13 protein-coding genes and 1 tRNA gene are annotated in these 12,565 nt (G+C 63.3%); 6 read left to right on the top strand and 8 right to left on the bottom strand.

Annotated elements, in window-relative coordinates; translation table 11 throughout:
* Positions 1-2: 2 nt before the first annotated feature.
* The 5 genes from NCT05_RS05265 to NCT05_RS05245 all read right to left on the bottom strand — a co-directional run bounded on the left by NCT05_RS05265 (position 3) and on the right by NCT05_RS05245 (position 3,410).
* The gene (locus tag NCT05_RS05265; protein WP_244807829.1) at positions 3-1,085 is read right to left on the bottom strand and encodes a glycosyltransferase family 2 protein; all 1,083 of its coding nucleotides are present in this window, start codon (positions 1,083-1,085) and stop codon (positions 3-5) included.
* Entirely contained in the window at positions 1,082-1,363 is a 282-nt protein-coding gene (locus NCT05_RS05260) for a hypothetical protein (RefSeq protein WP_250501843.1), read from the bottom strand. The genes NCT05_RS05265 and NCT05_RS05260 overlap by 4 nt, the downstream gene beginning before the upstream one ends.
* 305 nt (positions 1,364-1,668) lie before the next feature.
* Positions 1,669-2,415, bottom strand: coding sequence for a class I SAM-dependent methyltransferase (locus NCT05_RS05255; protein ID WP_008350746.1), 747 nt, complete (start codon positions 2,413-2,415; stop codon positions 1,669-1,671).
* Positions 2,415-3,212: a bestrophin-like domain gene (locus NCT05_RS05250; RefSeq protein ID WP_008350748.1), complete on the bottom strand. Its 798-nt coding sequence runs from the start codon at positions 3,210-3,212 to the stop codon at positions 2,415-2,417. Before NCT05_RS05250 ends, NCT05_RS05255 begins: the two co-directional genes overlap by 1 nt.
* Before the next feature lie 123 nt (positions 3,213-3,335).
* Positions 3,336-3,410, bottom strand: a tRNA-Arg gene (locus tag NCT05_RS05245).
* A gap of 140 nt (positions 3,411-3,550) precedes the next feature.
* Here NCT05_RS05245 and NCT05_RS05240 point away from each other — a divergent pair.
* On the top strand, positions 3,551-3,868 hold the full coding sequence (locus NCT05_RS05240) for a hypothetical protein (protein ID WP_008350750.1): 318 nt from the start codon (positions 3,551-3,553) through the stop codon (positions 3,866-3,868).
* A gap of 6 nt (positions 3,869-3,874) precedes the next feature.
* On the opposite strand, the gene NCT05_RS05235 is transcribed toward NCT05_RS05240, so the two are convergent.
* Positions 3,875-5,773, bottom strand: coding sequence for a sugar phosphate isomerase/epimerase and 4-hydroxyphenylpyruvate domain-containing protein (locus NCT05_RS05235; protein ID WP_250501874.1), 1,899 nt, complete (start codon positions 5,771-5,773; stop codon positions 3,875-3,877).
* Between the two features lie 249 nt (positions 5,774-6,022).
* Here NCT05_RS05235 and NCT05_RS05230 point away from each other — a divergent pair, with 249 nt between their 5' ends.
* A complete protein-coding gene (locus NCT05_RS05230; protein WP_034471290.1) occupies positions 6,023-6,880 on the top strand; it encodes a shikimate dehydrogenase in 858 nt (285 codons plus the stop codon).
* Between the two features lie 69 nt (positions 6,881-6,949).
* Here NCT05_RS05230 and NCT05_RS05225 read toward each other — a convergent pair whose 3' ends face one another.
* Positions 6,950-7,630: a TetR/AcrR family transcriptional regulator gene (locus NCT05_RS05225; RefSeq protein WP_008350756.1), complete on the bottom strand. Its 681-nt coding sequence runs from the start codon at positions 7,628-7,630 to the stop codon at positions 6,950-6,952.
* 131 nt (positions 7,631-7,761) lie between these two features.
* On the opposite strand from NCT05_RS05225, the gene NCT05_RS05220 reads away from it, so the two are divergent.
* Positions 7,762-8,160 (top strand): hypothetical protein, encoded by a 399-nt coding sequence (locus NCT05_RS05220; protein ID WP_239295192.1) that lies wholly within the window; start codon positions 7,762-7,764, stop codon positions 8,158-8,160.
* Here NCT05_RS05220 and NCT05_RS05215 read toward each other — a convergent pair whose 3' ends face one another.
* Positions 8,161-9,639, bottom strand: coding sequence for a sensor domain-containing diguanylate cyclase (locus tag NCT05_RS05215; protein WP_250501842.1), 1,479 nt, complete (start codon positions 9,637-9,639; stop codon positions 8,161-8,163).
* A 282-nt stretch (positions 9,640-9,921) separates the two neighbouring features.
* On the opposite strand from NCT05_RS05215, the gene NCT05_RS05210 reads away from it, so the two are divergent.
* From NCT05_RS05210 to NCT05_RS05200, 3 genes are all read left to right on the top strand, one after another.
* Positions 9,922-10,425, top strand: coding sequence for a YbhB/YbcL family Raf kinase inhibitor-like protein (locus tag NCT05_RS05210; protein ID WP_034471294.1), 504 nt, complete (start codon positions 9,922-9,924; stop codon positions 10,423-10,425).
* Between the two features lie 103 nt (positions 10,426-10,528).
* A complete protein-coding gene (locus tag NCT05_RS05205) occupies positions 10,529-11,896 on the top strand; it encodes an MFS transporter (RefSeq protein ID WP_034471296.1) in 1,368 nt (455 codons plus the stop codon).
* A 116-nt stretch (positions 11,897-12,012) separates the two neighbouring features.
* Positions 12,013-12,561 (top strand): type 1 glutamine amidotransferase domain-containing protein, encoded by a 549-nt coding sequence (locus tag NCT05_RS05200; protein ID WP_244807824.1) that lies wholly within the window; start codon positions 12,013-12,015, stop codon positions 12,559-12,561.
* The last annotated feature ends 4 nt before the right edge of the window (positions 12,562-12,565 follow it).

Raw genomic sequence — 12,565 nt, 5'->3', positions numbered from 1 at the left:
ATCTATCGCTGCAGGAGTAACCAGGTTTTTGTTCGGTCCACGGCTTGCCGCAAGCCGACCGAATTCGCCGTCCGCAAGAACTGAAGCAAGTAATGAAGTGCGCGGCCAGAGCGCAGCCACAAATAGCCGAGCTTGAACACGTTTCGCACTGGACGACGTGAGACTCTGCCGGACACGTTCGACAGCTCCGCCCCCAAGGCCCCTATGTCGCCGTGTAATCGTTCGAGCATCGCTCGGGACGAGTTGCTGCTTTGCGTCGCGTACCACGACAAGTGCTCAAGAACCGGTCGAATGCTGTTCAGAAACCCAAGGCCGACTGTTCCCGATGAAATGTCGGCTCTAAGCCAGGCATTTCCCAAAATCGTTGCTTCTGCGACGGTCCCGGCAAATGCACGAGCGGCGGCCGAACGGTTTGCATAGGGGCCGCGTACCGAGCTTCGGACGTGAGAAAACACTAGCACCTGCGGAATAACATAGATATCTCCTGCCATGAGCAGACGAAGGTGAAAATCCCAGTCTGACATTCCGCCGAATAGCGAATTGAAGCGAATTTTGGCAACCGCACTTTTCTTTACGAGTAGCTGAATGTTCTTGAACTGATTTTCGACCACCATCGCATTAAGCGAAATAAATCCCGCGCTCATATGCGGCCGCATCAGCTCCGTGCTTTTGACACGCACCACGTTACCGTCGATTTCCTCATCGACGCGTTTTCCCAAAGCTATCACGGCCACCGTTGCCGGATATATTTCCGATAATGTTTCTAATTGCCTAACGCAGATTCCCAGAAAATCCGGGGCCCAGCTATCGTCATCGTCGTGAAATGCGATATGCTCTGCGCCGCTCAGACGCTCCAGCGCCGCGTTCGTTGCATCTTCCGCGCTGAGCTCCTTGTCCAGATGCACTATCTCGATAGCTAAACCGTCGGTGGCTCCCAAGCTTTCCAGCACGCGTTGAACGACTCGCGGATCACCGGTATTAGCAATGACGACGTGCCATTTTTTCCACGATTGCCGCATGACGCTTTTCAGCGCTCTACGCAGAAGGACTGGCCGGTCCTTCGTACGCATCACAATCCCGATCATGACGATTCCTTGACCGCTGACTTGTAGAGGTTTCGCGACATCGAGAAATCCGATGCCGAGATGCGACGGGTTAAATTCATAAAGTGCGAACCATTTGCTTTTATGCGCCTCAAGGCCCGAACCAGCCGGATGTCTAACTGGGTCTCAAATGACGATCCGAGCCATGCGCGATAATTGCCGAAAATCAACAGACGCTTGCCCTTCAGCCGACCTTCGGAATTAACCTTCGCATCTTCCGCTAAGGCCTGAACACTATAAGTGTAATCGCCGATGCTCACAGGTCGATCATGATGCGCTGAATACAACGATGATTTAGGAAATTTCGGCGTTTATTCTGTGATAAATTGTTTTCCGATGTACAGGTTTAGATGCGCAACTGCTATTTGTATAAAGCCCTATTATCAGGATAATATCGAATTAGATTGCAAACGTCCGAGGTTTTCGGCGCATCAACTTATCGATCCCGGCGAAAGGCATAGGGTTCGCGCATGACACCGCGCGCCGAGGTTCAAACAATGCGAAGAACATTGATCCGCTGGACAGAATGCCAACGCGTTAAGTCAGGGGATTGAACTTGATCCAGTCAGCGCGCCACCGCGATCAACTCGCGGCTCACTTCATCGACCGGCGCGCGGTTCCAGTCTCCGAACCAGTCGATTTTTGCGAAACCCGCATCGGTCAGCAAGCGCGCAAGTTCGTCACGCGTGCGAAAGCGCAGCTCGCTCACAGCGCTCAGCGTTTGCTCCGGCGCGTCGGGCGTCGGCATGAAGCGGTAATGCGTCGTGAACGCGACGCGTCCCGTCGAAAGCGGATCGGGCTCGGCGTGCCGCTCCTGCCACACTTCCACCGCGCGTCCATCGGGCGCGCTCACGCATCTCGACGAACGCTCGCGCGTCCAGTTGTCCCACGCGCGCGCCGCCGGATGGCGGCTCTCGAACGCGATCGCGCCGCCCGGCCGGATCGCCCGGCGCGCGGCTTTGAGCGTCGCGAGAAACGCGTCATCGTCGAGAAAGACTTGCGCGACGTGGCCCGTCATCACGAGCAGATCGGCCGCGCCGACGAACGGCAGCGCGCTCGCGTCGCCTTCGATCCACGTCACCTCGTCGCCGTCGGGACGCGAGCGCGCGACGCGCAGCATCTGCGGCGACGGATCGATGCCCGTCACGCGATGGCCGCGCTTGGCCAGCTCGCAAGCCAGCAACCCCGTGCCGCAACCCAGATCGACGACGTGCCGCGCCGATTGCGCCAGCGCGAGATAAAACGCCGTGTCGGCGGCGAACGGATTGAGGACGTCGTAGAGCGCGACGAGGCGCGGATCGTCGTAGAGCATCAGCGGGATTCGTAGGAGAGCGCGTCGCGCATCGGCTGGCTGCCGACCATGATCGGCCCGGTGAACGGCGTATCGAGATCGAGGATCACGAGCACCGCCGACGCGATCGACAGCGCGCCGAGCATGATCGTCACGAGCGAGAGCGCGTTGCGCGGCGCGATCAGCCCGAAGCACAGAAAGATGATGAGCAGCCAGCCGACGAGAATCCGGTCGAACGGATACGAAATCGATCCGTGCGCCTCCTCGATCAGCTTCCAGCGCAGCGCGATCAGCTGCTCGAAGCGCGCGGCGGCTTCGACCGCGAGCTGGCGATGATAGTCATCGCGCGGAACCAGCAAGCGCACTTCGCGCTGCGCCTCGCTCAGCATGGCGCCGAGCGTGCTGCTCGCGAGACTGTCGTTCTTGTTCGGTGCCTCGACCGCCGGATATTCGCCGGGCGGCCGCGGCTCGCTCGGCCACGTGCTCGCCACCGCCGCCGCCGTGTATTTGCGCAGGAGTTGCCGCGCGTGACCGAGTTCGGCGCCGTAGTCGCGCATCGTGCGATCGAGTTCGATGATCGAGGACGCGTAGCTGCGCATGTCGTTGTTGGTCGTGTCGAAAACCGTTTTCGCCGATGCGGTCAGAAGGCCGAGCACGAGCGCCGCGAACGTGACCAGCATGCCGACGAGCAACTGGACCAGTTGCACCGTCTCCTGCGCCTTGTGTTCCTCGGGCAGAAGCGGCCGCACGATCGCGCCGATGCCCGTGCTGGCCAGAAGGAGAACGAAGACGAGCACCGCGGATTGAATTTCCGTCATGAGCGCGCGAGCCGTGATGGCGTGACCGGAGTGGACGCATTATCGACGGGAAAGCGCGCGCGGTCCAATGCGGACCGGATACGGCGAAGAAAAAGAAGGGGGAAAAACGGCGTGCGGGAATCGTGGTCCCCCCGGCAGGAATCGAACCTGCATCTAGCGCTTAGGAGGCACTCGTTCTATCCATTGAACTACGGGGAGCGGACCGCGCAGGGCCGACAGCGTCGGCGAAGCGAGCGCAGAGTATAGCAAACGCTTTCGTTCGCCGCGTATCCGAAAAATCGGCGAAAACCAGGGTTTGCACCTATCAAGTTCCGCCTGATCGCGCCGCCATCGGAGTAATGGACCCATTTCCCGATACAAAGCCGCAGGGCGCGTTTTCGGCGTTGCTGGCAGACCAAGACCTGACGCACCTCGAACTGGTGCTGCGTCGTTCATTGTCGTGCGATCTCGGCGGCCCGCTGCTGCCGCCTTCGTACTGGCGCGAGCGGCTCGCATCGATCACGCGTCGGTCACATCTCTCTCATACGCAGATCCAGACCGTGCATCGGCTGTTTCTGCACATCGACGCGTTCGAGGCCGCCGGCCGCGCCCGCGAAGAAGAACTCAGGCGCGAGCGCGAACTCGCCGCGGGCAGCGGAAAAACCGCAAGCGCCTGAGCGTCTTCAGGCCGACTGACGCGCGCGCTGTTGCGCGTGCGCGGCGAGCCGCACCGCCGCGTTGGCCGCGCCGTAGCCGTCGTAGCCGCCGCGCCGCTCGATCACTTCGAGGAAGAAGCGCTGATCGAGCTGCTCCGTGTACGCATGGAAGAACTCGCCACCGCGCTCGTCGCGGTCGTAGAGGATATTGTGCTCGCGCATCTGATCGATCTGCTCGTCGGGCAGGCCGAAACGCGCGACAAGGTCGTCGTAGTAGTTGCGCGGGATTCGCAGGAATTTGACGCCATCGGCTCCGAGGCGCGGAATCGCGTCGAAGATATCGGGCGTGCTGAACGCGACGTGATTCAGACCCGAGCCCCGATACGTCGACAGCGACTCCGACACCGCCGTATAGCGATCCATCGACGCATTCAGCGCGATTCGCACCGAACCATCGCGGCTTCGCACCGCGCGGCTGCGCACGAGCCCGTACGGATCGGGCACGAGCACGGCGGGCTCGGTCTCGAAACCGAACGCGCTGCGAAAGAAGAGCACCCAGGTATCGAGCGCATCGGCGGGAAGCGACAGGCACACGTGATCGATGCGCGACAGCGGCCCGACTTCGTACGGCCCGTCGATGTCCGTCAGGATGAAATCCGATTCCCACAAAGTCGGGCCGCCTTTCGCTTCGTCGACGAAATAGTCGAGGCTGCCGTCGGGCGACTGCACGCCCGGCACCACGCGCTCGTTCGGACCGACGCGCCCCGAGAACGGCTGCGAGCCATACGCGGCGGCGCGCTCGAACGCCTGCTTCGCGTCATCGACGTGAAACGCCGACGCGCACAGCGACAAGCCGTGCTTCTGGAAGAACGCGCTCGCGAAGGAATCGGCCTCGGCGTTCAGCACGATCGAACCCGCGCCATGCCGATACAGCGCGACATCCTTCGAGCGATGCTTGCCCGCGAGCCTGAAGCCGAGCCGTCCGAGCCATTGCGACAGATGCTCGCGCGTCGAATCGTCGACGGCGAATTCGAGGAACTGAAAGCCGATGTGTTCGGGCGGCGCGGGCGGATTGAACAACTCCGGCGGCACGGCCTTGCCTTCGGAAACCAGCAGCTCGCGCGTCTGCTCTTCCAGAAAGCGCAGCGAGCGATAGCCGTCCGCCGCCGTGATCGCGGTCGGCGCGGCGCGAAAGCCGTCGTTGAAGATTTCGAGCGACAGCGGCCCCTTGTAGCCCGCTTCCAGCACGCGCGCGGTGAAGCGTGCGACATCGAACGCGCCTTGCCCCGGAAAGCACCGATAGTGACGGCTCCATTCGAGCACGTCCATCGCGAGAATGGGCGCATCGGCGATTTGCACGAACGCGATGCGCTCGCCCGGAATCGACGCGATCTCGTCGACGGAATCGCGGATCGACAGCGTGTGGAACGTATCGAGCGCGAGGCCGAGACTCGGATGATTCACGGCATCGACGAGTTTCCACGCGTGCTTGTACGAGTTGACGTAGCGGCCCCACGCGAGCGCTTCGTACGCGACGATCACCCCCGCTTCTTCCGCGATTTTGGCGAGCACGCCGAGCTGGTCGACGATGAGCGCGTCGTCGCGAATCGTATCCGGCGACACGTTGCTGCAGACGAGAATGCGGTCTGTGCCGAGCTCGTGCATCAGCTCGAACTTGCGCTTCGCGCGCTCGACGTTGCGCGCGAGACGCTCGGCGCTCACGCCGTCGAAATCGCGGAACGGCTGAAACAGATAGATCTCGAGGCCGAGATCCGCGCACATGCGGCGCACGTCGGCGGGCGTGCCGTCGAAATACAGCAGGTCGTTCTCGAAGATCTCGACGCCGTCGAATCCGGCGGCCTTGATAGCGTGCAGCTTCTCGGGAAGCGTGCCGCTGATGGAAACCGTCGCGATGGAAGTGCGGATCGAACGCAGCATCGCTGCCTCCTCGTTGCAATTCAGTGAATGCGGGATGGATCGAGCGGTGCCTTCCAGTGTAGGACGTCCGCATGGCGAACGCGCGCAATCCATGTCATTCTGCGAGATAATAACAAACTAACTAGACCGTACAAATCAGTGGAAACACGAACCGACAAGCCTCGCGCGGGCGTTCACACTGCGACGTATTCATCTCGCACTGCAGCATGCAGTGCTCATCCATGCCGGAGCGCTCGCATGACCAACAAGACTTCGTATCTCATCGGCCTGATCGGATCGGGCATCGGCGGCTCGCTCACCCCCGCCATGCACGAAAAGGAAGGCAGCAACCTCGGACTCAATTACGTCTACCGGCGCATCGACCTGCAAGCGCTGGAACTGGAGCCGTCCGCCCTGCCCGATCTGCTCGATGCCGCCGAGCGCATGGGCTACGACGGCCTGAACATCACGTATCCGTGCAAGCAAAGCGTGATCCCGTTGCTCGATGACCTCGATCCCGACGCGCGCGCGCTCGGCGCGGTCAACACCGTCGTGCTGAAGGACGGCAAGCGCATCGGCTACAACACGGACTGGTCGGGCTTCGCGCGCGCGTTTCAGCGCGGTCTGCCGGACGCGCCGCTCGAACGCGTCGTGCAACTGGGCGCGGGTGGCGCGGGCGCGGCCGTCGCGCACGCGGCGCTCACGATGGGCGCGCGCGAACTCACGCTCTTCGATTCCGACGACGCCCGCGCGGCTTCGCTCGCCGCCGAGCTCGCGGCGCGCTTTCCGGATCGCGTCGTGAAAAGCGGCGGCGACTTGCGCGACACGCTCGCCGGCGCGAGCGGCCTCATCCACGCGACGCCGACCGGCATGGCGAAACTGCCCGGCCTGCCGTTGCCGGCCGAGTATCTGCACAAGGAACTGTGGGTGGCGGAAATCGTGTACTTCCCGCTCGAAACCGAGCTGCTGAAAGTGGCGAAGGCGCTCGGCTGCCGCACGGTGAGCGGCGGCGGGATGGCGGTGTGTCAGGCGGTCGATGCGTTGCGCATCTTCACCGGGCTGGAGCCGGATGCCGAGCGCATGTTCGCGCACTTCCAGAGCCTGCTGGAACGCTGATGCATCGGCAGCAATGAAAAAACGGCGACCTCGCGAGAGCGTCGCCGTTTTGCTTTGCGCGCGGGGAAATCAGCCGTCGCGCCGCATGAACCGCAGCACCGCATCGACGATCATCTCGCGATGACGCGCACGCGAGCGCGCGCCCGACGGATCGCGCCCGAACGCCGCGCCCCAGGTATGACGGTTCGCCACGCGATGAAAGCAGAACGAGCTGATCATCAGATGCAGGTCGATCGGATCGACGTCTTCGCGAAACTTGCCGGCCGCGACGCCACGCGCGATGAGATCTTCGATCGTCTTCACGACCGTCGAATTGCGCGCCTTGAAGGTCTTCGATTGTTCGATGTACTTCGCGCCGTGGATGTTTTCGATTGTCACGAGCCGCACGAAATCGCGATGCTTGTCGTGATAGTCGAACGTGAAGCCGACGAATTCGCGCAGCGCTTCCTCCGGCTCCATTTCCGCGAGCTGCAATTCCTGTTCGAGCGCGCGGATATCGCCATAGACCTGCTCCAATACCGCTTCGTACAGCCCTTCCTTGCTGCCGAAGTAGTAATACAGCATGCGCTTCGTGGTGTTGGTGCGCTCCGCGATGGCATCGACGCGCGCGCCCGCGAGTCCCATCGCCGAGAACTCCTGCGTGGCGATGTCGAGAATGTTCCGCTTGGTCTCCTCAGGATCGTACTTGCGCCGCCCCTGCTCCGTGGTCGACGAGGGCGCGGCGCTAGCGGCCTTGCTTCCTTTTTTCATTTTTCTGTCTGAGAACGGCGTTGAAAATCGATTCTAGCACGCGATATTGACGCATCCTCGCCATAACAGACGTTGCGCACGGAGGGCTTCACCTATAATTTTTTGACCCCACGAACAAAGCGAAAAATCACATGCCGACGAAGCGCTCGACCCTACTCGTTCCCGCCGTTCTGACCACATGGTGCCTGTGTGCGATGGCGCAGACCGCGATGCCGCCGGGCCATCCGTCATCGAAGGAACTGGCGGCTGCGGAAGGCGTGATGACGAGCGCGAACATCGCTCGGGGCGCGGCGGATGTCTGTCATATCGACGCCGCCAAGGTCGCGCGCTTCAAGAACGTCGTGCGGACAAGCTATCCCGACGCACCCGATTTCGATGGCGAATGGAAGCTCGGCCTTGCGCAGGCGCAACCGACCGTCGATCGCTTCGACAAGCTGAAGACGAGCAATCCCGCCGAGTACAAGAAGCAGATCGGCGAAGCGTGTCCGGCGCTCAGCCGCGGCATCGACGAAGTCACACAGTCGCAGTGATCACTCGCTCGCGCCGTCGTAATGCGCGCGCTTTTCCGCGTACATCGCGGCATCGGCGCGTTGCAGCATCGGTTCGAGACGCTCGCCTTCGTGCGCGGTGGCCGCGCCCGTCGCGAAGGAAAGCGGATTGCCCGAATAGAACTGATTGTTCACTTCGAGCAACTGGCGAATGCTCTCGATGACCGTCTCGCCGCCGCGCTCGTCGGTGCCCGGCAAGAGCACCATGAACTCGTCGCCGCCGATGCGCGCCGCCTGGAACGGCTTCTCCACCGCCTTGGCGAGCACTTCGCCGGCGCGCCGCAGAAGCGCATCGCCGGCGGCGTGGCCGAGTTGATCGTTGACGGCCTTAAGGCCATTCACGTCGATGGCGATCGCCGTCACCGGGAACGGGCCTTTGCGTTCGAGACGATTGATCTCATCGATATAGAACGAGCGATTCTTGAGCTTCGTGAGCACGTCGTGCTTGCCGAGAAACTCCAGATACGCCTCGGCCTTCTTGCGCGCGGTGATATCCGTCAGCGCGACGAGCACGAGATCCCAGCGCGCCTCGTGCCCCGGAAACACCGAGAACTGCAGATGCACGTGCACCTCGTGGCCTTCGAGCGAATAGTTCAGCACTTCGCGCTGCTGGAAGAGCTTGCCGTCCCACAAATCGATGAGCTGTTCCTGAAAGTACTGTTGCATGTCGTCGCGGAACACATCGGACAGGCGCGCGAGCAGCGTCGCCTTGTCGGGCGCGGCGAACATCCGCAGCGTGTGCTGATTGACGTCGAGAACGTGGATCTCCTGCATGCAGCGCTCGACGAGCTCCGGGTGCACGTTCGTGAAAGTGCGAAAGTCGACGATGCCGCGCTCGCGCACATCGTCCAGCAACGACTTGACGGAACTGAAATCCTCGACCCACAACGACACCGGCGAATGCTCGAAGAGCCCGCGTGCATAGAGCTCGCTCGCGGCGGCGCTGCGGCGCATCGCTTCGAGCTCGGTGATGTCCTCGATCGTGACGAGCACGCGGCTCCATGTGTCCTCGTGTCCCGGCAGCACGACCGCCTTGAGCAGCACGTCGAGACGCTTGCCGTCGACCGTGTAGTTGACCGTCTGACTGACGAAGCGCGATTGACCCGCCCAGAGTTGCTCGAGTTCGTCGACGTGCGTGGCGAGCATGTCGTCGCGGAACACGCGATCGAGGTTCTGCACGAGATGATCGACATCCTTCGCGTGAAAGAGCGACAGCGTGCGCCGGTTGACCTTCACGACCCGAATGCGCGACGAGCACTCCGCGATACGCCCGGGATTCTCCGCGAGAAACGACCGCAGATCGGCGACGCCCGCCGCGCGCCAGCGTTCGAACTGCTCGCGCACGGCGCTAAAATCTTCGAGCCAGAGCGAAACGGGCGCGAGCTCGAACATGTCGGCGTCGTCCGCCGGCATGCTCGCCGGCACGAATTGACCGGCAGCGCGGCGCGGGTCGTTTGGCATGGTCGTCCTTTCGGCTCGCGCCGGCTGAATTCATCTCATTATTGTAACGCGCGTCATATTTCGAGGGCTCGATCGCCCGCTTCCGGCCGTCTTCGCGCATTCCGTCCGGCGGCATTCGCGCTCATGCGGGATATCGGGGGCGGATGCTACACTCGACTGGCTTCGTCCTTGCCGCCTCGGGCACGTTTGCTGCACCGGCTCACGCGAGGCTCGCGGCGCCACGCAGTCCGATGCGCCGTGCCGCATCCATCCACATCGCTATAAGAAGGAGGCTCGACTCTCATGGCTGATTTCCGCATCTGGTCCGACGAATTTCCGGCGAACGGCTTCATGACGCGCGCGCAGGAATTCGACCAGCAGGCCTTCGGCGGCTCGGGCGAGAACGTATCGCCGGCGCTGCAATGGGAAGATCCGCCCGCCGAAACGCGCAGTCTCGCGCTCACCGTCTACGATCCCGACGCGCCGACCGGCAGCGGCTTCTGGCACTGGATCGTCGTCAACATTCCGCCCGACGTGCGCTCGCTGCCGCGCAACGCCGGCAAGGCCGACGGCAGCCTGCTGCCGCCAGGCGCGCTGCAGTTGCGCAACGACTACGGCACGGTCGGCTTCGGCGGCGCGGCGCCGCCGCGTGGCGACAAGCCGCATCGCTACATCTTTCGCATCCACGCGCTCTCGGCGGAAAGCCTGCCGCTCGATGTCAACGTGACCAATGCCGTCGCGCGCTTCATGACGCATCTCAACGAGATCGATTCGGCAACTTACACCGGCCTCTACGAACTGAAGTAAGCACGCGGGCGAAGACGCGGCCCCGCGTGGCGGCGTCTTCGTCCTGGCCATTCGAAAAAACGGCGCGACACACGATGCGCCGCCCGCCACTTCCCGCCCATCGATGGACTCCGATAAAGGTCTGCCGCTGCCCCAGCGATACTGGGCCATTGCCGTCGTCGCGCTCGGCATCACGCTCGCGGTGCTCGACGGCGCCATCGCCAACGTCGCGCTGCCGACCATCGCGCGCAATCTGAACGCGTCTCCCGCCGACTCCGTCTGGATCGTCAATGCGTATCAGCTCACGATCACCATATCGCTGCTGCCGCTCGCCTCGCTCGGCGACCGCATCGGCTACCGGCGCGTGTACATGACGGGGCTCGCGCTCTTCACGCTGTCGTCGCTCGCGTGCGCGCTGTCGGGGTCGCTCGCTGCGCTCACCATCGCGCGCGTCGTCCAGGGCTTCGGCGCGGCAGGCATCATGAGCGTGAACACGGCGCTCGTGCGCATCATCTATCCGCAGGATCAGCTCGGTCGCGGCGTGTCGATCAACGCGACGGTCGTGGCGATCTCGTCGGTGATCGGGCCGACCGTCGCGTCCGGCGTGCTTTCGGTCGCGACGTGGCCGTGGCTCTTCGCGATCAACGTGCCGATCGGCGTCGCGGCGTTCGCCATCGGCTGGAACGCGATGCCGCGCACGCCGGGGCATCGGCAGCCGTACGACTACATCAGCGCGATCATGAACGCGCTCTTTTTCGGCCTCGCGATCGTTGCCGTCGACGGCATCGGGCACGGCGAGCATCGGCCGTATCTCGTCGCCGAATTCATCGCGACGGCGGTCATCGGCTATTTCTTCGTCAAGCGGCAACTGACGCAAAGCGCGCCGCTTCTGCCCGTCGATCTGCTGCGCATTCCGGTGTTCGCGCTGTCGGTCGGCGCGTCGGTGTGTTCGTTCTGCGCGCAGATGCTCGCGTTCGTTTCGCTGCCGTTCCTTTTGCAGAACAATTTCGGCATGGGCCAGGTCGAGACCGGGTTTCTGATGACGCCGTGGCCGCTCGTGATCGTGTTCGTCGCGCCGCTCGCGGGCGTGCTCGCGGACCGGTATTCGGCCGGCCTGCTCGGCGGCATCGGTCTCGCGATACTGACCGTCGGACTCGTGCTGCTCGCGAGCGTCGGCGCGCATCCGACGGCCCTCGACGTCGCATGGCGCATGGCCGTGTGCGGGCTCGGCTTCGGGCTGTTCCAGTCGCCGAACAATCGTCAGATGCTCGCCTCCGCGCCGCGTCATCGCAGCGGCGGCGCGAGCGGCATGCTCGGCACCGCGCGCCTCACCGGTCAGACGCTCGGTGCCGCGCTCGTCGCGCTGATCTTCGGCGTCGCGCCCAAGCAAGGCCCGGTGATCGCGCTCGGCGTCGCAGCCGTGTTCGCGGCTGCCGCAGCGGTCGTCAGCGTGCTGCGTCTGACGGGCAAACGCAGCGTCGAGCCCGCCTGATCCGCCCTTCCCGCTCAAGGCCGCCCGGCCGTTCCGCTGGGCACAGCCTTTGCTGAACGTCGACCATGGATTCCGCACGCGCGGAAGAGTCGAAATCAGCAATAAGGAGTGTGTTCATGGCCAATTCCCTCAACGGTTGCAAGGTCGCGATTCTCGCCGTCGACGGCTTCGAGCAGGCCGAGCTCGTGGAACCGCAACGCGCGCTCAAGGAAGCGGGCGCGCAGGTGGACGTCATATCGCAAAAAGCCGGTCAGATTCAGGGCTTCAAGCATGTCGACAAGGGCGACAAGGTCGATGTCGACGTGACCTTCGACGCCGCCAATCCCGCCGACTACGACGCGATTGTCCTGCCGGGCGGCGTCGTCAACGGCGACGCGATCCGTCTCGACGCGAAAGCGCAAGCCTTCGTCAAGGACGCCGACCGCGCGAAGAAGCCGATCGCAGTGATCTGCCACGGCGGCTGGCTGCCGATCTCGGCTGGCATCGTCGCGGGCCGCACGATGACGAGCTGGCCGAGCCTGCAGGACGACGTGCGCAACGCGGGCGGAACGTGGGTCGATCAGGAAGTGCAGATCGACGGCAATCTCATCACGAGCCGCAAGCCCGACGATATTCCGGCGTTCAACAAGGCGCTGATCGACGCGCTCGGCAAGGCGCGCGCGTGAGCGC

The organism is Caballeronia sp. AZ7_KS35 (assembly GCF_023631045.1).
Lineage (GTDB): Bacteria > Pseudomonadota > Gammaproteobacteria > Burkholderiales > Burkholderiaceae > Caballeronia > Caballeronia zhejiangensis.
Note: the sequence above shows the minus strand (reverse complement) of the source record. Positions and strands in the feature narration are given on the sequence as shown.